The following is a 22,007-nucleotide window of genomic DNA, read 5'->3' as shown; positions in this document are numbered from 1 at the left end:
ATGGCAAAGTATAACGAGTACAAAAACCTGAACTACGCCCAGGTAGGCGAAGACGTGCTGGCATTCTGGAAGGAGCACAACATCTTCCAGCGGTCGGTGACGACAAGAGAGGGGCACAAGCCTTTCGTGTTTTATGAAGGACCGCCGTCGGCGAACGGTACGCCGGGTATCCACCACGTGATGGCCCGCGCCGTGAAAGACATTTTCTGCCGCTACAAGACCCTGAAAGGATTCCAGGTGAACCGCAAAGGCGGCTGGGATACGCATGGTCTGCCCGTGGAGCTGCAGGTGGAGAAAGAGCTGGGTATCACGAAAGAGGATATCGGCAAGAAGATAACGGTAGAGGAGTACAACCAGCGCTGCCGCGAAACGGTGATGCGTTTCAAGAGCCAGTGGGACGACCTGACTGAGAAGATGGGTTACTGGGTGGACTTGGACAATCCGTACATCACATTTGAGAACGAATACATTGAGTCGGTATGGGCTCTGTTGAAGCGCCTATACGACAAAGGCTACTTGTACAAGGGCTATACCATCCAGCCTTACTCGCCGGGCGCAGGCACGGGTCTGAGTTCACATGAGCTTAACCAGCCGGGTTGCTACAAGATGGTGAAGGATACGACCATTGTGGCGCAGTTCGAGGTGAAGAAAATCACCCGCAACATGTTCCTGTTCGAGTACGAGGAGGAGAAAGTGTTCTTCCTGGCCTGGACGACCACGCCTTGGACGCTTCCTGCCAACACGGCGCTGGCGGTGGGCAAGGGTATCAAGTACGTGAAGGTGCGTACCTACAACCCCTATACCTACGAGCCGATCTCGGTTATCCTGGCGAAAGACTTGGTAAGCCGCTTCTTCAACCCGAAGGCAGATGGTATTCCGTTGACAGAGTATAGCTCCGGCGACAAGCTAATCCCTTACAAGATAGTAGAGGAGTTCGAGGGCCGCGATTTGGCAGGTGTGGAATACCACCAGTTAATGCCGTACGTGCAGCCTGATAAACCCGCTTTCCGCGTGGTGGTAGGCGATTTCGTGACCACGGAAGACGGTACGGGTATCGTGCACATCTCCCCAACCTTTGGTTCGGACGACTTCAGGGTAGCTGCCCAGAACGATATACCTGCGCTATTGGTAGAGGACGAGAATGGCAAGCCGATGCCACTCGTGGACAAGCAAGGCCGCTTCGTGAAAGAGGTGACCGACTTTGCCGGCATGTATGTGAAGAACTACACCGGTGAGGACGAGTCGGCCCCTGACTACAAGCCAACCGACGTACTGATTGCAATCAAACTGAAAGAGGAGGGCAGAGCCTTTAAAGTAGAGAAATACGAGCACACCTACCCGCATTGCTGGCGTACGGACAAGCCTGTATTATACTATCCGCTGGACAGCTGGTTCATCAAGACCACGGCTGTAAAGGACAGGCTAATCGAGCTGAACAAGACCATCAACTGGAAACCGGAGTCTACGGGCTCGGGCCGTTTCGGAAACTGGCTGGAGAACTTGGTGGACTGGAACCTGTCGCGCTCGCGCTACTGGGGTACACCGCTGCCTATATGGCGAACCGAAGACGGCGAGGAGGAGATCTGCATTGGCTCTATCCAGCAATTGAGCGAAGAGATAGACCGTGCCGTGGACGCTGGCCTGATGGAGGCTTCCGTGGAGATCAATGACCTGCACCGTCCGTATGTGGACAACATCGTGCTGGTGAGTTCGTCTGGACAGCCAATGTACAGAGAGACAGACCTTATCGACGTTTGGTTCGACTCGGGTGCCATGCCTTATGCACAGTGGCACTACCCAATCGAGAACGAAGATATCTTCCGTCAGAACTTCCCTGCCGACTACATCGCCGAGGGCGTTGACCAGACGCGTGGTTGGTTCTTCACGCTGCATGCTCTGGCGGTTATGCTGGAGGATAGCGTAGCCTACAAGAACGTAATCGCCAACGGTCTGGTGCTCGACAAGAACGGCAACAAGATGAGTAAGCGCCTTGGCAACGCCATCGACCCGTTTGAGATGATCGGCAAGTACGGCCCGGACGCTGTGCGCTGGTACATGATTGCCAATGCACCACCTTGGGACAACCTGAAGTTCAACCCGGAGGGTGTGGTGGAAACGCAGCGCCGTTTCTTCGGCACGCTGCAGAATACCTACTCTTTCTTCGCGCTATACGCTAACCTGGACAACTTCACCTTTGCCGAGGACGAAGTGCCGCTGGAGCGCAGAACCGAAAGCGACCGCTGGATTATCTCAAAGCTGAACACGCTGGTTAAGGACGTTGACACCTTCCTAGAAGACTACGACCCAACCCGTGCCGCCCGTGCTATCCAGGATTTCGTGGTGGACGACTTGAGCAACTGGTACGTGCGTCTGAACCGCAAGCGCTTCTGGAAAGGCGAGTACAACGAAGACAAGATGGCCGCTTACCAGACGCTCTATACCTGTCTGGAAGTTATCGCCAAGCTGGCTTCGCCTATCGCGCCGTTCTATACCGAGCAGCTCTACCGCGACCTTAACAACGTGAGCGGCAAACATAAGGAAGAGTCCGTACATTTGGCTTACTACCCAGAGGTTGAGCACACGGCTATCGATGAGGATTTGGAAGAGCGCATGGCGCTGGCCCAGACCATTTCGTCGCTGGTGCACTCGCTGCGCAAGAAGCACTTCATCAAAGTGCGTCAGCCGCTGCAGCGTATCCTTATACCTGTGTTGAACGACAAGACCCGTCAACAGATACAGGCTGTAGAAGACCTGATCATGAGTGAGGTGAACATCAAGCATGTAGAGTACATCGACGATACGTCGGGCATATTGGTGAAGAAGATCAAGCCGAACTTCAAGAAGCTGGGTCAGGTATTCGGTCCGAAGATGAAACTGGTGGCCGCAGCCGTGCAGCAAATGAACCAGGAGGATATCGCTACGCTAGAGCGTGAAGGCGGAATCGAGCTGCAGATAAGCGACGAGGAAACCGCCGTGCTGACGCCTGAGGACGTGGAAATCTCTTCGGAGGACATCCCGGGCTGGTTGGTAGCCAGCGAGGGCAAACTGACTGTGGCGCTCGACGTGACCATCACGGAAGAGCTGAAGCAGGAAGGCATTGCCCGCGAACTGGTGAACCGTATCCAGAACCTGCGCAAAGACAGCAACTTGGAGGTGCAGGACAAGATACACATCGTGCTACAGGCCTCGGTGCCTGAGGTAAATGCCGCTGTGGAAAACTTCCGCGACTACATACAGGCCGAGACACAAGCCTTGAGCCTTGAACTGGCTGACCATGTGGTAGATGGCACTATCCTTGAAGTGGACGATTACCAAGTGAACATCCACATCCGCACCGAAGCGGTAGTAGCATAAATTGCAAGCCCCGGCTCTATGAAATGGCCGGGGCTATACCTTATACCTTTATCCTGCAGCGGCGCAACAGAGCTCCTGCAGCCTAATTGACGAAACATGAAATATTGGAAGTACTACCTGGTGGCCCTGATCGTCATCATCATCGACCAAGCTGTGAAGCTTATCGTGCATTACAACATGGAAATGGGTATGCCAGGCGAGATCGTGCTCCTGGGCGACTGGTTGAAGCTGCACTATACCCTCAACCCGGGTATGGCCTTTGGTGTGCAGCTCGGCTCTGATTACGGCAAGCTGATTCTGTCTTTGTTCCGACTAGTGGCGGTGTTCGGTATTGCCTATTACATCTACCATTTGGTAAAAACGAAAGCACCGAAAGGCTTGATCTGGTGCATCGGCCTGATACTGGGCGGCGCTATCGGCAACCTGATCGACAGTACTTTCTACGGTGTGTTGTTCGACAACCATCCTTATGGCTCTCCAACCCCATGGTTCCATGGGCAGGTAATCGATATGTTCTATTTTGATATTTGGGAAGGTATCGTTCCGAATTGGGTGCCTATTTTAGGCGGCAAACCTATGTCCTTATGGCCAATTTTTAATGTAGCAGACTCAGCTATCTTCATTGGTGTACTGATCATCCTCTTTAATCAGAAGCGCTTCTTCGCACATTATGATGAGCCAGCTAAGCAACCAGCGGCTGAGCAACAGGGATTCTAAGGTATAGGTATAAGTAAACAGAGAGGCGGCTGCTCCACATGGAGCAGCCGCCTCTTTTATTGCTACCTTCAGAAGGTCTTATAAGATACCCAAGCGCTCCAACCTCACCCTCAAGTCCTCAGGAGAAGTAAAATGAATCGATTCTATACCTAATTGCTCGGCAGCTTTTATATTGCGCAGGTTGTCATCAATGAAAAGTGCTTCGGCAGGCTGCAGCTTATACCTGTTGAGCAAGGTATGGTAAAAACTGTGATTGGGCTTGCGGTCTTTTTCAGTACCCGAAACAACAATCCCATCGAACCAGCTGAGAAAATCATAACGCTCCAGCGCAATTGGGAAGAGCTCTGCTGACCAGTTGGTGAGAGCATATAACTTATGTTCGCCACGGTTCTTCATCTCCCTGAAGATCTCGACAGTGCCCTCAATCGGGCCACCCAGCATTTCTTCCCAACGACCGTAGTAGGCTTTGATATGCTCTTCGTGCTCGGGATGCTTTGCGATCAGGTATTCATTGGCTTCTTGTATCGTGCGGCCGCCATCCTGTTCCTCGTTCCACTCAAATGTGCAGACATTCTCCAGGAAGTGCAGCATCTGTGCTTCGTCATCAAAGATCTTACGGTAAAGATGATGAGGGTTCCAATCGATCAGTACAGCGCCAAGATCCCAAATGATGGTGCTTTTAGTATTTGTTTTGGTAGAGGTACTGTTGCTTGTCAGCGTGTTTTCAGAAGTGTTTTCCATATGTTTTAGCGTCGATCTTAAATGTACTGCGAAAAACGAAAACAAGAAAGATATCGCAATCATTCAAAAAAGCTTATTTTTACCAGAAGCACCTTATTCCTATACCTTTGTCTATACCTACGCCTATACTGCAGGTCACGGATCTGAAAACTACTTTCACTACACGCCAAGGGATAGTGCATGCGGTGGAGGGAGTTTCTTTTACAGTATATGCAGGAGAGGCAGTGGCGATTGTTGGTGAATCGGGATCAGGAAAGACAGTGACGGCATTGTCGCTGATGCAACTGCTTGACACGAATGCGCAGGTAGGAGGGAAGGCGGTCTTTCAGTCGCAGTGCCTTGGGGAAGTAGACCTGCTACAGCTAAAGGAGAAGCAATTGCAACAGATTCGTGGGCAGGAAATGGGGATGATTTTTCAAGACCCAATGTCCTCGCTCAACCCTGTCTATACCTGTGGACAACAGGTGGCGGAGGTGCTCCTGTGGCACCTGGAAATTTCTAAAAAAGAGGCAAAGGAACGTGTATTGCATCTTTTTGAGCAAGCCAAGCTTCCACGACCGGAGCTAATTTACGACAGTTATCCACACCAGATTTCAGGCGGGCAAAAGCAGCGGGTGATGATTGCGATGGCCATGGCCTGCGAGCCCGCTATCTTGATTGCCGATGAACCCACCACCGCTTTGGACGTGACGGTGCAGGCCCGCATGCTGTCGCTGATCGACGAACTGCGGGTGAAGCAAAACATGGCCGTGCTGTTTATTTCTCACGATTTAGGAGTGGTGGCCGAGGTAGCCGACCGCGTGCTGGTGATGTACAAAGGCCGCATCGTGGAGCAAGGTAAAGTGCTCGATATTTTCACCAATCCGCAGCACCCCTATACCAAAGGCCTGCTGGCCTGCCGCCCCACATTGAGCATTAAGTCGCAAGCCAAACTGCCGACGGTGGCTGATTTCATGGAGGAAGATGCACAAGGCAACGTTCACGAGAAGCGGCCACAGGTATGTGAGCCCTCTTTGGTGGATGTGGTGAATGCCTATGTAGGCACAGTCGCAGGTATAAAACAGCAGCGCGACAACAGCCAGAAACCTCCATTGCTGCAGGTGGAGGACCTACAGGTGCATTTTCCGATAAAGAAAGGAATCTTTTCCCGCACCACAGGTCATGTGAAAGCCGTGGACGGGGTAAGCTTTGATGTGAAGCACGGGGAAACAATTGCGCTGGTAGGAGAGTCGGGAAGTGGCAAGACAACGCTAGGTCGGGCTATACTGCGACTGGTGGAGCCTACGGCAGGGAGCGTACTGTTTGAGGGAGCGGATATCGGCAGCATGGATGCGGCGACCCTGCGCCAAAACCGCCGCTACTTTCAGATGATTTTCCAGGACCCCTATACCTCACTTAACCCCATGCATACCGTAGGCGGAGCTATCCTGGAGCCTATGCGTGTGCATAAACTGCACGGAAGCGACAAGGAACGCCTTTTGAAGATGACGGAACTGCTTGAGAAGGTAGGACTTACGACAGAGCATGCGCAGCGTTATCCACAGGCCTTTTCAGGAGGGCAGCGGCAGCGCATCGCCATTGCACGGGCCCTGGCACTGCAACCCAAGCTGTTGATCTGCGACGAATCAGTGTCGGCACTGGATGTGTCTGTGCAGGCGCAGGTGCTCAATTTGCTCAACGAACTCAAGCGAGATTTCAACATGACCTATATCTTCATCACCCACGACCTGGCTGTGGCCAAGCACATGGCCGACCGCATAATAGTCATGCACGAAGGAAGGATTGTGGAACAGGGTATACCTGCACAACTCTTCCAGAACCCACAGCACGATTATACCCGAGCCTTACTGCGGGCTATCCCCAGTGGTGAGCCCGAGGCCATTATGGCGGCACAGGAGAAGCGAGCAACTCTGCAATCAGGTATAGCGCACTATCAGGCATAGACCCTATTGCCGTCAATTAAAGAGAAATAATATCTTAACTGTCATCTCGACAGGATGGAGAGATCTGGTTGATCTCAAGAACCTGGCTACATTTCAGATTTCTCACTAATAGAGGGCCCTTACCCCCGGTTCGAAATGACAGGCACTTGCTTTAGTGACGGCATTGGCTATAGGCCCCTATCATTATTAATAAACCCATCCACATAGCCCATATATAGACTTTTCTCTATAAATTCACCTGAAATTAAGTTGGCTTTAACCTTAGTCTGCCTTGTGGGCGTATAGAGGCTAAACTATTACAACCAATGATTGCCATGGCCTGAAGTGCTGTATACCTGCACCGGCCAATAGAAAGAAGATACATGAGAAGTAAAAGACCAAGCAAAAGCGGCAGAGATAAAGACAGCCGCAACGAAAAAGGCGGCTCCCGCAGAGGCGAGTCTTCCAGAAGAGAACCATCGGCCAGAAGCAGTTCACGCAGAGGCGACGACCGCAGAGGTGGCGGTAAAGATAAATCGGCCAAAGGCATCGTGCTGGAGATGTTCTCCAACAGCCCCGACACAGTGTTCACGCAGCGCCAGATTACCCGCAAGCTAGGCATCGTCGACAAAAAAGGCCGCGACCAGTTGCAAAGCATATTGGTGAACCTGATACGTGAAAATAAGTTGTTGCTGATAGACGGCGACAAGTACCAACTTAACCTGCGTGTGAACATTATCACAGGCCGTGTGGATCTGGCTAACAGCAAATATGCCTACATCGTGTCGGAAGAGACAGAAGACGATGTACGCGTGTTCCGCGAGCACCTAAAGTATGCCATGGACGGCGACCTAGTGAAAGTGGAAGTATTGCCGACCATGCAGGGAGGCCGTGCCGAAGGCATTGTGGTGGAAGTGCTTGAGCGCTCCCGCACCGAACTGGTGGGCATCATGGAGCTTTCCAAAAACTTCGGTTTCGTAGTGCCTGATTTCAAAAAGCTTTACTTTGACGTATTTGTAGGCGAACGCAACCTGAACGGGGCTGAAGCTGGCGATAAGGTACTCGTGAAGATAGTAGAATGGCCGAAGGAGCCAGGCAAGAACCCAACCGGTGAGGTAATTCGTGTGTTTGGTCCTGCCGGAGAGCACGAGGCTGAGATTCACTCCATTATGGCCGAGTTCGGACTACCGTTTGAGTTTCCGGAAGCTGTGGAAGAAGAAGCCAATCAGATCTCAGACAAGATACCGGCTGGCGAAATAGCCAAGCGTCGCGACATGCGCGACGTCACCACTTTCACGATTGACCCTGCTGACGCCAAAGACTTCGACGATGCCCTCTCGATACAGAAACTCGAGAATGGCAATTGGGAAATAGGCGTACACATTGCCGATGTGACCCATTACGTGCACCCGCGTAGCTTACTCGAGAAGGAAGCATTCCACAGAGCCACTTCGGTATACCTGGTGGATAGGACCATCCCAATGCTGCCTGAGAGGCTCTCAAACGGCCTTTGCTCACTCAGACCAAACGAAGAGAAATTCACGTTTTCAGTAGTGTTTGAGATCGACGACAACGGTAAACTATACGATACCTGGTATGGCCGCACGGTAACTTACTCCGACCGCCGCTTTGCTTACGAAGAGGCGCAGGAACGCATTGAAACAGGCGAGGGAGACTTTGCTGAAGAGATCAATGTCCTGAACAACATTGCCAAGAAACTACAGGCCAAGCGCTTTAAAAACGGCGCCATCAGCTTCGAAACCACGGAGGTGAAGTTCAAACTGGACGAAAATGGCAAGCCGCTTTCCATCTATGTGAAAGAGCGCAAAGACGCGCACAAGCTGATTGAAGAATTCATGCTGTTGGCAAACAAAAAGGTGGCCGAGTTTGTCTACAACAAAGGCAAAGGCAAGAAGCGCCCGACCATGGTATACCGTACGCACGGCTCACCAGACCCCGACAAACTGAATACTTTCTCTGTTTTCGCCCGCAAATTCGGGTATAAGGTGGATCCAGACGGCGACATTTCGGAAGAGCTGAACAACCTGACACACGAAATCGAGGGCAAGCCGGAGCAAAGCGTACTGCAGAACCTTGCGATCCGTACGATGGCCAAGGCCAAGTACAGCACCGAGCCCGAGGGGCACTTCGGTCTGGCGTTTGACCACTACTCACACTTCACGTCGCCGATTCGCCGCTACCCCGACATGATGGCCCATCGCCTATTGCAGCACTACCTGGATGGTGGTCAGTCAGAAGACAAAGAGGCCTACGAGGAGCGTTGCCGCCATTCATCCGAGATGGAGAAACGAGCCGCAGACGCCGAGCGTGCTTCCATTAAGTACAAGCAGGTGGAGTTCATGAAGGACACCATCGGCAACCAATACAAAGGAATTGTGTCTGGTGTAACAGAATGGGGTATATTTGTGGAGATTGAAGAGAACAAGTGCGAAGGTATGGTGCGCCTGTCGAGTCTGAACGACGACTATTACGAGCTGGACGCGAACAACTACCGCATCATTGGTCGTCAGTCGAAGCGCATTATCTCGTTTGGTGACGAAGTAATGGTCGAGATTGTGAGCGCCAACATGGCCGAGCGCACCATCGACATGGAACTGGTAGAAACCCTTAAAACACATTAACACCCCTGTGGATATCACGCAGCTTTCAACCCAGCTTAACCAAACCCTGAATACCCTCCGCTATGGCGAACAGCCTGCGGAATTGTACGAGCCCATCCGCTATATTATGTCCTTGGGCGGAAAGCGAATAAGGCCTTTACTGGTGCTTCTGGCTGCAAAAATGTATGATGATGATGTGGAAAACGTGCTATTGCCCGCTGCGGCCGTAGAGGTTTTCCACAACTTCACGCTCATGCACGACGATATCATGGACAAGGCCCCACTGCGCCGCGGCAACCCCACCGTGCACGAAAAGTGGGATGCCAACACCGCTATCCTGAGTGGTGACGTGATGCTGGTACGCGCCTACGAAATGATGCTAGGTATAGCCCCCGACAAACTGGGCAAGGTGCTGCAGCTCTTCAGCAAGACAGCCGCCGAGGTATGTGAGGGCCAGCAACTCGACATGAACTTTGAGCGCCGCCAGCAGGTGAGCATTGAGGAGTACATCCAGATGATCACGCTCAAGACGGCGGTACTTTTAGGCTTTAGTCTGGAACTGGGAGCCATTCTGCAGGGAGCCCCTGACAGCGACGCCGAGCACCTGAAGCAATTCGGCGACAATGTAGGTATAGCCTTCCAACTACGCGACGACTTGCTCGATGTATATGGCGACAAAGACAAATTTGGTAAGCAGGTAGGCGGTGATATCCTCTCAGACAAAAAGACCTTCCTGATGCTGACTGCACTGGAGCAAGCCAACAACGAGCAACTGCAAACCATCCTCGACTGGCGTGACAAAACCGATGCTGATACGGCCGAGGAAAAGGTACAGGCCATCACCGCCGTGTACGACCAGCTCAACATCCGCAAACAAACCGAACAGCAAATCGATTACTACTTCCAGCAGGCACTGTACCACTTAGAGGCCGTGCAGGTACCAATCGAGCGTAAAGCCACCATACATGGCTTAGCACTACAATTGATGGAGCGGGATAGCTAGAATTGCTGATTGTATTAGCCCTAACAGCATTACAGTATAACGCCGCTACAATTCAGTTACCTAAACTCTTAAAATCACAAACTCCTAAATTCTCAAACTCTATATAAATGAGCGTTACCGTCATCCTGATCATCATTACAGTAGGCATTTCGTGGTATGCCTGGAAAAATCACGAGCTCATGCAGAACTGGATCTTTCATCCTTATTCTGTTGCGCGTGACAATTCCTGGCATCGTTTCCTGACTTCGGGTTTCCTGCACGCCGACTATACCCACCTGTTCTTCAACATGTTCACACTGTTTTTCTTCGGAAATGCTGTTGAAATGACGTTTAGCGCTATTTTCGGGGATGTAACGGGTATCCTGATCTACATGCTGATCTACCTGGGCGGTATTATCGTGTCTGATATACCTACCTTTCTGAAACATCGCGATGATCCTTCTTACCGTGCCCTAGGTGCTTCCGGTGGCGTTGCTTCTGTTGTATTTTCGAGCATTCTCTTTTACCCGACGCAGGATATCTGCCTTTATGCTATTCTTTGTATACCTGGCTTCATCCTGGGCATTCTATACCTGATGTACTCTTACTTCCAAGGTAAGCGCATGGGTGATAACATCAACCACGATGCCCACTTTTATGGTGCAGTGTATGGTATGGTCATAAGCTTAGCTTTAGTACCGAAGGCAGGCCCTTTGTTTATTGAGCAAATCAGCAACTGGCGTTTGCCTTTTTTATAGGGGAAGTATAATTGCACTTTATTGGCCTGATTCTTCTTTCTTAAAATCAGGCTGATAGGTCGTGAATTCCGTATAAATGCAAAAGACAAGCATTTGTACGAATGAAATCGAAACTATATTATATATACCTTGGAGTAGTACTTATTCTAGCCTTTCTTCTGGTTAGTAAGCCAGCCGCTGCCCAGAATATCAGCCTGGAGCGGACCACTATAATGGAGTATGTCATCAACGAGCGGCCCTTGCTGGCCGAGCTACTGACCACTGCTGGTATGGCGCCTGCTCTCTCTGGTAGCTCCTCTTATACCTTATTGATGCCCCCAGAAGCACGTTTGCAAGAACTGAAAGGCCAATCTGTAGAGAAGATACGCTCCATGATGGCCGCGCACCTGGTCAAAGGAGCTCTAACAGGTGCAGACTTTAAAGAAGGGAGCTACCTGCAGACCTATGGAGGAGAAAAACTGTATGTGTGCCGCAAGAGGGAGAACACCCTGCTGAACGGTGTGAAGCTGCGCACGACAGACATTACCTTGCGAAATGGTATGGTGCACGAACTGGAAGGAATGTTACAACCTTAAAAACAGAAGATATCCTGTCCGAATTCTGAATTGCACCATTTTGCCCTTTATCAGCCTATTCATCCTTGAATAGGTATAATGCGTTTGGCAACCAATTGCGTATGCTATACGAGAACCTCCCATGGATAGTAAAACGCACCATAACGACGCAACCACCAGGCAGTATGTAGCACGGAATAAGTGCTACGAGATAGGCTATGACGGAGTCAGGAACAGAATTTACTACAGTATATTGGGCTTTTGGAAGAGCGCAGACAGCGTACCTGATTTCCTGAATGATTGGGACAAGGCATTGCAACTGGTCTCTTCAGGCTTTACTCTTCTCGTCGATATGCGTACCATGATCACCCACCCGCAGCCACTCAATAGTCTGCACGAAGAATCGCAGCGCAGAATGAAAGCAGTCGGAGTGAGCCGGATTGCCAATGTCATGCCTGTTGACAAAATAGCCAATTTGCAGGTAAGCGAAATAGCATCTCGCAGCCATTTACCACTCCATACCTTCGAAACCTGCGAAGCCGCAGAGCAGTGGCTAAACGAATCCATGGTATAACACCGTAGCTCCCCTCTATTTTCTTTTTGTTCAGCTATTTTTTTCCTATCCGCTTATCCCTATCTTTTGTAACCGTTTAGGTATAAATGTAGTTATAGCTACCAATTGTCCCGTTTCGGTCAGGGTAGTATAGCCTATACCTTCTGCCTGGCAGCACATGCGGCCAGTCCTGTTCTTAACTTTTCTAGCATGACGTACGAGATTGGCGTAGTTCTGTCTGTGATAGCGGTAGCTGTAGTGCTTTTCGTCAGCGAGAAGCTCTCTATCGACACGACGGCCATTCTGGTTATGTCTCTTTTCATGGTGCTTGGCATACTCACGCCTGCCGAAGGCCTTGCTGGTTTCAGCAATCCAGCCACCATCACCGTTGCCTGCATGTTCGTTATCAGTACGGCCATCTTTAAATCGGGCGCACTAAGCAGCGTAGGGGTGCTCCTCACGCGGGTAGGTCGTCGTAATTATCTGCTTTGTTTGCTGGCCGTTATGTTGGTGGCAGGTCTGCTTTCCGCATTTATCAACGACACCGCTGTAGTAGCCCTGTTGATGCCCGTAGTGATACAAGTAGCCCGTGACACACGCATCAGCCCGGCCAAATTGCTCATGCCGCTCTCTTTTGGAGCACTGCTGGGGGGCGTATGCACGCTTATCGGTACCTCCACTAACATCCTGGTGAGTGGTATAGCCGAGGCGCAGGGTGAGGCCCCTATCGGTATGTTTGAGCTCACTGCAGCTGGCGTCTGGTTCCTGATTATTGGGGTGCTGTACATGCTGCTGGCGGGTCGTTTTTTACTGCCTAGCCGCAAGTTGGCTGATGACCTGACCGATGATTTTAATATGGGTGACTATCTGACTGAGATTGTTATCCAGCCTGAGTCTCCGTCGGCAGGTATGCCACTCAGCAGCTCCAGCCTGGTGCAGAACCTGGACATAGACGTGCTGCAGATCACCCGCGACAAGTATTTGCTGAATGCCACACCCTACACCATGCTGCGTGTAGGCGATGTGCTGAAGGTGCGCTGCGACGTGGAGAAGCTCAAAAAGATGAAAGAGGAGAAGGGGATCAAGCTGAAATCAGAGCGGAAGCTAAAAGAAGAAGACCTGAACAATACTTCCACAAAGCTTTACGAAGCGATTGTGACGCCTAACTCCTACATGGTAGATAAGTCCTTGAAGCAGCTTGATTTCAGAGCACACAACCATGGCGCCACAGTGGTGGCAATACGACATCGTGACGAAATTCTGCACGAAAAGCTTACCCATACCCGTCTGTCGGCCGGTGACGTACTTTTGATTGCCGCCGACAAAGACCAGGCCCTGAACCTTCGCAACAATGAGGACATTCTGCTAATTTCTGAGACGGAGCGAAGCCAATACGATTACAGTAAGATCATACCGGTACTGCTGATAGGAGCTGGCGTTGTGTTTACAGCCGCTACCGGGCTGGCGCACATTGTGCTGAGCGCCCTGGTGGGTGTGGTGCTATTGGTGCTGACCAAGTGTATACGACTCGACGAACTCTACAAAGCCATTGAGTGGAAGGTGATCTTTATGTTGGCTGGAGTGCTCTCGATGGGTACTGCGCTGGAAAAGACAGGAGCCGCCGGTCTGCTTTCAGGTTTTCTGGTGGACTCTATCGGTAGTTATGGGCCGCATGCTTTGCTATCAGCTTTTTTCTTTATCACGTTCATGTCCACCAACTTCATGTCGAACAATGCTACGGCGGCCTTGCTAGCACCAATCGCTATAGTGGCGGCTAAGGAAATGGGCGTAAGCGTTCGGCCATTTTTAGTGGCGGTTACCTTCGCAGCCTCACTAAGCTTCATGACGCCTATGGGTTACCAGACCAATACCATGATTTACGGGCCGGGCAATTATAAATTTGTAGATTACCTTCGGGTAGGCACGCCCCTGAACATTCTTTTTTGGTTATTGGCTTCGCTTATCATCCCGTTCTTCTTTCCGTTTTAATACTGTTCCACGTGGGACAGAAGAGCAGGCTAATCGTATACATACTGTTTATACCATACCTTCGTAACTATGGGAGAAGACCTGTTCCTGATTTTTCTGGCGATTCTGAGTCTGGCCTGTGTGATACTGGTGTGGCACTTCATGGCGGAAGAAGAATAATCTAACACTTTGCCCATCCTTACGCTCTATATGGCCTCACGCGTTTTATTCCTGGTTATTCTCCTGTTGTCGGTGGGTGCATACGCCATGGCCCAGCCTAGTCAGCGGCAGGTAACCCAGCAGCAGTTGATCTGGTACTCTTATAATAACACACTCTTATTAAATTCCAAATGGTCATTTGGCACAGAATTGCATGAGCGACGGTTCTTCAATCCTGACAGGCATCATCAGTTTTTGGTACGCAACAGCATTCGCCGGAAAGTAGGGGAGGGCTGGGAAGCATCTGCAGGTTTTACGTATTTCCTCCAAAGTCCGAATGAGCCGGATGCCCTGGTGCGTCTTACCATCCCGGAACTCCGGCCACACCTTCAACTTAACTATAACCAACCCCTAAGCAACCTGACCATTGCGCACCGATACAGGGCAGAAAAGCGCTATTTCCGAAATGCCTCTGACGACAGGCTGACAAATGGCTATAATAGCAATTACAGGTTTAGGTATAGGGTAGGGATAGAGTATAAGCTGACAGCGATTCGCGAACAGCCGCTCAAGCTGAAAGTGAACAATGAACTCCTTGTCAACGCAGGGAAGAGGATACTGTATAACAGATTCGATCAAAACCGTGTCTATGCTGGCCTAAACTATGCTATCCTGGATAATCTGGAGTTTGAGGCAGCTTATCAGCATTGGTACCAGCAGCGCAGATCCGGATATCAGTTCTACAGCAGGCACATCATCAATCTGGCCATCTATCACAGAATCGATCTGAGCAAAAACAGTGTTAAAGAAGCGCAGTAGCTATACCTATTGCAGATTGGAAGTAGCTACTCACACGGTTTTCCTATACCTTACAGATAACCCTTTGCTTGCAGTGTGAAGAGTTCTGCGTATTTACCATTCTGCGCCAAGAGTTCTTCATGCGAACCCAGCTCTTTCAGTTGCCCTTGCTCCAAAAACAAAATGCGGTCGGCCATGCGTACCGTCGAGAAACGGTGAGAGATGAGCACGGCGGTTTTGCCGGCAATCAGTTCGGAGAAGCGCAGGAACACCTCGTGTTCGGCACGGGCATCAAGGGCGGAGGTAGGCTCGTCGAGTATGAGCAGCTGTGCGTCGCGCATGTAGGCCCTGGCCAGCGCCACCTTTTGCCATTCTCCGCCCGATAGCTCTACGCCTTTGTTGAAGCGCTTGCCCAACACCTGTTCGTAGCCGTCAGGCAGTCGCTGAATGACAGGGTCGGCCAGGCTTTTCTGTGCGGAGCCCTGTATGCGGTCGCGGTCACTGATGTTGCTGATCTGGCCGATGGCAATGTTGTCAGAGGCGGTCATCTGAAAGCGCACATAATCCTGAAAGATGATGCCCACCTGGTGGCGCAGGTCGTTCAGGTCATACTCGCGCAAGTCTATACCATCGAGCAGGATGCGGCCCTCAGTGGGTTCGTAGAGTCGGGCCAACAGCTTGACCAGGGTGGTTTTGCCTGCTCCATTCTCGCCCACCAATGCCAGTTTCTCGCCGGCCCGCAGGTGAAAGGAGAGGTGCCGCACGGCCCATTTTTCGCTGTTGTGGTACTTAAAACCAACATCCTCAAAGGTGAAACCCTCTTGTATAGGACGAGGTATTTGCAAAGGATTGACAGGCGGCGTAATCTGCGGCTTGAGCTCCAGAAAATCAAAGAGGTCCTGCAGGTATAGCGCACTCTCAGCGATCTGTGAAAAGCGAGTCATGATACCCTGCAACAGGCCGCGCATGTTACTAAACGAACCCGCCAGAAAGGTCAGTGTACCCACTGTAATAGCTCCTGCCACCGTTTGGAATAGGATGAAAATGTAGGCTCCGTAATATGCTAATGTGCCCAAAGAGGAGAGGGCGCTGCCCCATACCGCCCTCCGCACGATCAGGCTTTTGTTCAGGGCATAGTAGCGGTCCGAGAGCTCTTTGAAGCGACTGGCCAGAAACCCTGACAAGTTAAAGGTCTTGATCTCTTTAGCGGTTTCGTCGGAGGCCCCGATGTAGCGCAGGTAGTCAAGTTCGCGGCGCTCGGGTGTCCAGGAGCGGGAGAGGGAGTAGGTGCGCTCGTTAAAGTGCGTTTCGCCCAGAAAAGAAGGTATAACAGCCACCAGCAAGATCAGGATGAGCCATGGATTGAACGCAATCAGACCTACCGCCAGAAAGCCGATCGTCACCATATCCTGCAGCTGCGAGAGCACCTGCGACATCAGTACCACCCGCGTGATGGTCTGCCGCCGGGCCCGTTCAAGTTTGTCATAGAAAGTAGCGTCCTCAAACTGCGCCAGGTCCAGCCGGGCAGCGTGTTCGATGAGTTGCACGGAGGTTCTGTTGGAGAAGAGGTCTCCGAGCAAACTGTCGAGCAGCGTAATGCCCCGGTTAATGATATCCGAAAGCACCGCCAAGCCCAGTTCCGCTGCAACCAGCATCCAGAGAAAGCTCAGGTCGCGCTCGCCTGACACATCGATCAGCCCAATCACCTCGTCAATGATCAGCTTGCCCACATAGAGCATGGCGAGCGGTATAGCCGATTTGACAAGGCGCAGCAGCAGGTTTCCGATGGTCATGCTGCGGCTCGTCTCCCAGATCAGGCGGAAAAATTTGGGCAGGTTCTTCAAGGCGCCTACCTGCTCGCGAAAGCTTTTCTTGTCCTGATTTGCTCTGCTGGAGGCTGCTCTTGCTCCTTTTTGGGGGGTGTTCATGTATTTTATTTCAAATTATATTTTTGGTTACAGTCGCTCATCATATACCTGTGGCATCACTTAATGTTCTGGCTTCCTTCTGCAAAATATATGCGAACGGCTGGTTTTTGCCTGATCATATTTTAAGAAATAGTTCTATATTTAGCTGAATATTCTTTTTGCGTATGGCTCACTTTTACAAACAAACTTTCCGTACACTTTGTCTGTCCGCCATCTTCCTGTTTTGCCAACTGGCGGCTAGTGCGGCTCCTAAAACAATCTCAACGGCTCCTATACCTTCCTGGACGAAGCAAATACCACTACGTTTGCAGACAAACGTTGCTCCCGAAGATGTGAACGATGGGTACCATTACCTGCAACGCTCCATTCAGTGGGAAGTGGCGCGGGAGGAAGCCTATTTTCACAACACCTATAAGATTACGACAGAAGAAGGCGTGCAGAACAGCTCTGAACTGCAACTTTCCTTCGACCCTAACCATGAAAAGCTATACCTGCACAAGGTAACAGTTTGGCGTAATGGAAAGCCCATCGACAAGCTGGACCTAAGCAAAGTGAAGGTCATTCAGCGGGAGCAGGGACTAGAGCAGCGCATTTTTGATGAAAGCCTTACCGCCCTTCTTGTTTTGGAGGATATTCGGGTAGGTGACCTGGTGGAGTATGCCTGGAGCACTAAAGGGCGTAACCCGGTTTTTGAAGGCAAATTCTTTGCCTCCTTTTATCTGCAGTTTTACGACCCGGTAGATGAGCTGCTGGTGCACATTCTGATGCCTGAGCAGCGCAAGTTGCACTACAAACTTCATAAGACGGAACATAAACCAACTGTTGTTACGGCTAACGGTAACACCAGCTATACCTGGCATTTGACAAACCTGCCAGCCACCACCGTAGACAGCGACGTGCCTGGCTGGTATGATCCCTATCCGAGCGCCATGGTCTCAGAATACAATTCCTGGAAAGAAGTAGTGGATTGGGCGCTACCCATGTACGAATTGAACGAGACGCCGTCTAAAGCACTCCAAGCTGTGATTGACAGCATCAGAACGACAGCCAGAACGAAGGAGGAGTGGCTGGTATCTGCTTTGCGCTTTGTGCAGGACGATGTGCGCTATCTGGGTATGGAAGCCGGTATAGGCGGGTATAAACCACGATCTCCCTCCCAGGTATTTGCGCAGCGTTTCGGTGACTGCAAAGACAAGTCGCTGCTGTTGGCCACCATGCTCAAACACCTTGGCATTGAGGCCTACCCGGCTCTGGTAAACTCCAGTTCCAAAGGGCAGGTCAAAAACGGCTTGCCATCGCCCTATGCTTTTAACCATTGCATTGTGCAGGTCAATCTGCGAGGCTCCAGGCTCTGGTACGATCCTACCATCAGCAAGCAGCGCGGCACTTCCCACTCCAACTACATACCCGACTACCAACAGGCGCTTGTGCTCAGCCCTTCCTCAAAGGGCCTGACAGAAGTGATACCGCCGATTGCGAACAATGGCGGTATAAAAGTGCTGGAAACCTTCCTGTTTGATGATGTGGGTGGGGCCGTCACGCTGCAGGTGAAGACAGAATACACTGGGTGGGAAGCGGACATGCAGCGCAGCCGTTTTGCGACTACCAGCCTAAAGGAGATCCAAAAGGCTTATCTGAACTTTTACGCCAACAATTTTCCGGATATCGAAATGACCCAACCCGTAGATTTTATTGACTACGAGCAGGGTAATAAGTTCACGATACTGGAAGAGTACAGCATTGATAATCTTTGGGAGGAACTGGAGGGTATAAATGGGCAGGTACGGGCGACCTTCTTTCCAAAAGTGTTGCGTGATTATATTAACACGCCACGTACCAGCAAGCGCACCATGCCCATGGGCTTGTCCTACCCGGTAAACGTGGAACACGAGATACAGCTGTTCCTGCCGGAGCCCTGGCCGGTGAACCCAGAGGTCAAAGAAGTAAAAGACGATGCCTTTACTTACAAAAGTGTCGTTTCCTATGCCAGCACGGGCAACTTGCTTACACTCCACTATACCTACAGCATACTGCAGGACCATGTATTGCCAGAGAATATGAGTGCTTTCATGCGCAACCAGAAGCTCATGCTGGATGACATGGGCTACAGCCTGAACTATAATACCGGCACGGCAGCCGGAAACGGCACCGGGTTCAGTTGGATCATGCTGGTAGTGGCGCTACTGGCATTGGGAGCGGCAATTTATGGGGGCTATAGGCTATACTATTACGACCCTAATCCGGCACCGGGTTTTAGCTTAGGGGAGGCGGAAACTATTGGCGGCTGGCTGCTCGTGCCGCTTATCGTTCTTTTCGTAACGCCACTGGGAGGTATAATAACAGTACTGCGCAGCAACTATTTCAACCAAACTATGTGGGAGAAACTGGTTCTGCCCTCCTCACAGACGTTCGCTCCCGAGTTGGCCGGCCTTATACTGGTTGAGCTGATTCTGAACATAGGTTTTGTGGTGTTCAGTATCCTGTTGCTAATCCTCTTTCTGAAGAAGCGCAGTAGTGTACCTGAACTGATGAAAGCATTCTATGTTGCGAATGCCTTGTTCGTAATAGGTGAATACGTGGCGCTTGAATCCATGCATTTGCCATTTGAGATGGATAAAACCAGTCCTTCCCAAGCTGTTCGTGCTGTTATACTGGCGGCAATCTGGGTGCCCTACTTCCACTTGTCCCATCGCGTGAAAGACACCTTCGTAAAAATGCTGCAACCACCTTTGGAAGAGGAGTTTGATCAACCAGTGGTAGAAATAGCGAACGAGGTAGAAGTGAGTAATAATAATATGGTTTAGGCTTTTGCAAGGGTGATAGCTTTATAAGCAGCATCCTCTTAATATAAATTTTTACTATATTTTTTTAGTACAGGCATATCCTGCACAAATACAGCACGATGTTTGAGCAGAATAAGGTTAGAACATTAAGTCAAAACCTATGAAAAAAACTGTACTAGTAGCACTGGCCTGGAGCACCTTTTCACTTGTCGGTTGCACATCATCCCTGTATCCTGAAATAGACGAGCGACTAACCACCATTCCAACACAGCCGCACAACAACGAGATAGAAGTATTGTTCAGGGGAGAGTGGCCACAGGAAGAGTACATTAAATTGGCAGCAATTGAGGTGCACGGAGGTGAAAATACGGCCTATATTGATCTGGTTAGGGGGCTGCAGATGAAAGCCAGGCGCTATGGAGCCGATGCGGTAATGGTACAGGAGAATAATCTTACCGGGGATGTGTACTCTAACAGAGTAGGTAATATAGAGACTGCCAGGTGGTCTATATTATCAGCTATAGCCATTAAGTATAGGAAGAACCTGGATACAGGCCTGATGCCCAAACACCAGCAGGTAGAGGTATACGATCCGGCTACAAATACATTCCAGCCGGTGCTTACGCTCGCTTTTACTCCTAATGGAGAAATACAGGAAAAGGAAGAACTGCACGAGAATGCAGCCGCCATGTATAACAACTACATTGGCAAGTACACCATGCAAAACCTGCGTCAGTCCGGGGCTGGCTGGTCGCATCGTATGCAGGAAGGTTATGTGGTAGAGCGGCAACTCCACAGAGATGGTATGCTACAAAAGAGTATGGAGTTCGACTACGATACATTCAGACGCCTGAAGCGAATCCGTATCAAAAGCCTGAAAGACATGTCGGAAGAGATAAACTATGCTTATGACGAAGAAGGCAGGCTAAGCCAGCGTACCATCCTACGAAGCGACAGACCTTACATACAGGAGGAATATATTTATGATACTAGCGGCAAAGCCAATCAGGTACTAATCTACAATATCAACTTGTACGAGAAGCTACCGCTTTTGCGAAGTACCTATACCTATTATACCTTGGAGGAAATCTGAAAGCCGGCTTCTGCAGTATAGTAGCCTATGACGCGCTACTTGCTGCTTTTCCTGACGGGCTTTGCCCATGCACTGCTAATCCTGCTTTACACAGATCTGACAGGAGACGAAGCCCTGTTTTACAGGAAAATGGGGTTAATGGCGGCGGTTCCGTTATTTGCTTTCTCATCGTGGCTCACACTTTTTAGTATGCGACTGGGGGCACTGGTGTCTTTGCCTTCGTTACTGGTGCTTATTTACTGGAACCTCCGTACTGCCGAGCATAGCATGGGCCAGGATACGGTTTTTGATTCAGCGATCGCCATTACGCACTTGGTCGCTGGGCTGCTGGCCATGGTGACCCTGATGACAAGCCTGCGCTACGTTTTCAAGTCTAAGATACCATGGGGGAGAGGCACCTCCTCGCCAGGGCTGGTGCTAAAACTGTTGCTGGCAGCTATACCTGTAACCCTGGGCGCGGCTTATGTGCTGTATGCCTAGTGGTAATGCTATAATTGGGAGCGAATAGAGAGGATGAAAAGGGATTTGAGTCAGAAAGGTACAGGGTTAAAATGAGAAAAGCCCCGTCAAAATGACCGGGGCCTTCTCTCACCTTAAAACAAACTAATCTAAACTTTAACTAACCTTATCTTTATACCTGCCTTGGCAGATTGTATATCATTTTTTCAAAACTATGCTGGACACAGCTAATAAAATTCAAAAAAATCAGAGTGAGATTTGTGATTTTGGAAATTGCTTTACATATTAGCTTTCCGGTTATGTATCTCTCTCAAATCGGGTGCAAAATTATGATTTTGTTTTTCTAAAAAAAAGCAAAACGTATAAATATTTTTGCACTTTATGTATGTGTCTGACTGTCAGACGTATAATTTTTTAATTCTCCTCGATTTTCTTTCCCGTCACCCTTTAGCAGTAGCTCGTTGTAACCTAGGCGTTGGTCTGGGTATGCTCTTTCACTAACCATGAAATGCTTGAAGCAGGCGTAAAATATCTGCTGCGCTTTGCCAAATCCTTTGCATAAAAAAGGCAGGCAAAGATACAGCTGCTGACGCCGCTCTTTTGCCTGCCTTTTACTC

General features: G+C 50.4%; 15 protein-coding genes. 13 read left to right on the top strand and 2 right to left on the bottom strand.

The features are described 5' to 3' along the window. Positions 1-3,354, top strand: a complete 3,354-nt coding sequence (gene ileS / locus BW972_RS04930; protein ID WP_076421318.1) for an isoleucine--tRNA ligase — start codon at positions 1-3, stop codon at positions 3,352-3,354. Positions 3,355-3,450: 96 nt separating this feature from the next. Then, positions 3,451-4,071 (top strand): lipoprotein signal peptidase, encoded by a 621-nt coding sequence (locus BW972_RS04925; protein WP_076421317.1) that lies wholly within the window; start codon positions 3,451-3,453, stop codon positions 4,069-4,071. A 78-nt stretch (positions 4,072-4,149) separates the two neighbouring features. On the opposite strand, the gene BW972_RS04920 is transcribed toward BW972_RS04925, so the two are convergent. Next, complete coding sequence (locus tag BW972_RS04920) at positions 4,150-4,812, bottom strand: HAD family hydrolase (protein WP_083674072.1); 663 nt, start codon at positions 4,810-4,812, stop codon at positions 4,150-4,152. A 107-nt stretch (positions 4,813-4,919) separates the two neighbouring features. Here BW972_RS04920 and BW972_RS04915 point away from each other — a divergent pair, with 107 nt between their 5' ends. The 8 genes from BW972_RS04915 (at position 4,920) to BW972_RS04880 (ending at position 15,148) form a co-directional block, all read left to right on the top strand. Beyond that, positions 4,920-6,755: an ABC transporter ATP-binding protein gene (locus BW972_RS04915; RefSeq protein ID WP_076421316.1), complete on the top strand. Its 1,836-nt coding sequence runs from the start codon at positions 4,920-4,922 to the stop codon at positions 6,753-6,755. Positions 6,756-7,117: 362 nt separating this feature from the next. Further along, a complete protein-coding gene (gene rnr / locus BW972_RS04910; protein ID WP_007657058.1) occupies positions 7,118-9,376 on the top strand; it encodes a ribonuclease R in 2,259 nt (752 codons plus the stop codon). A gap of 7 nt (positions 9,377-9,383) precedes the next feature. Continuing rightward, positions 9,384-10,358, top strand: a complete 975-nt coding sequence (locus BW972_RS04905; RefSeq protein ID WP_007657060.1) for a polyprenyl synthetase family protein — start codon at positions 9,384-9,386, stop codon at positions 10,356-10,358. A gap of 107 nt (positions 10,359-10,465) precedes the next feature. Beyond that, the gene (locus BW972_RS04900) at positions 10,466-11,095 is read left to right on the top strand and encodes a rhomboid family intramembrane serine protease (RefSeq protein ID WP_007657069.1); all 630 of its coding nucleotides are present in this window, start codon (positions 10,466-10,468) and stop codon (positions 11,093-11,095) included. Positions 11,096-11,196: 101 nt separating this feature from the next. Next, positions 11,197-11,670 (top strand): fasciclin domain-containing protein, encoded by a 474-nt coding sequence (locus BW972_RS04895; protein ID WP_007657071.1) that lies wholly within the window; start codon positions 11,197-11,199, stop codon positions 11,668-11,670. Between the two features lie 121 nt (positions 11,671-11,791). After that, positions 11,792-12,223, top strand: a complete 432-nt coding sequence (locus tag BW972_RS04890; RefSeq protein WP_007657073.1) for a hypothetical protein — start codon at positions 11,792-11,794, stop codon at positions 12,221-12,223. Positions 12,224-12,412: 189 nt separating this feature from the next. Next, complete coding sequence (locus BW972_RS04885; protein ID WP_076421487.1) at positions 12,413-14,191, top strand: SLC13 family permease; 1,779 nt, start codon at positions 12,413-12,415, stop codon at positions 14,189-14,191. Positions 14,192-14,359: 168 nt separating this feature from the next. Next, on the top strand, positions 14,360-15,148 hold the full coding sequence (locus tag BW972_RS04880; protein WP_143731857.1) for a DUF2490 domain-containing protein: 789 nt from the start codon (positions 14,360-14,362) through the stop codon (positions 15,146-15,148). A gap of 50 nt (positions 15,149-15,198) precedes the next feature. On the opposite strand, the gene BW972_RS04875 is transcribed toward BW972_RS04880, so the two are convergent. After that, on the bottom strand, positions 15,199-17,055 hold the full coding sequence (locus BW972_RS04875) for an ABC transporter ATP-binding protein (RefSeq protein ID WP_076421314.1): 1,857 nt from the start codon (positions 17,053-17,055) through the stop codon (positions 15,199-15,201). Between the two features lie 164 nt (positions 17,056-17,219). Between BW972_RS04875 and BW972_RS04870 the strand changes: the two genes are divergently transcribed. From BW972_RS04870 to BW972_RS04860, 3 genes are all read left to right on the top strand, one after another. Further along, complete coding sequence (locus BW972_RS04870; protein WP_083674071.1) at positions 17,220-19,859, top strand: DUF3857 domain-containing protein; 2,640 nt, start codon at positions 17,220-17,222, stop codon at positions 19,857-19,859. A 139-nt stretch (positions 19,860-19,998) separates the two neighbouring features. After that, positions 19,999-20,931, top strand: a complete 933-nt coding sequence (locus BW972_RS04865; protein WP_076421312.1) for a hypothetical protein — start codon at positions 19,999-20,001, stop codon at positions 20,929-20,931. 27 nt (positions 20,932-20,958) lie between these two features. After that, positions 20,959-21,411 carry a hypothetical protein gene (locus tag BW972_RS04860; RefSeq protein WP_007656793.1) on the top strand — a complete coding sequence of 151 codons (453 nt, stop codon included), beginning with the start codon at positions 20,959-20,961 and terminating at the stop codon, positions 21,409-21,411. Positions 21,412-22,007: the final 596 nt, after the last annotated feature.

It is taken from the genome of Pontibacter lucknowensis (assembly GCF_900156415.1).
GTDB classification, from domain to species: Bacteria; Bacteroidota; Bacteroidia; order Cytophagales; family Hymenobacteraceae; genus Pontibacter; species Pontibacter lucknowensis.
Note: the sequence above shows the minus strand (reverse complement) of the source record. Positions and strands in the feature narration are given on the sequence as shown.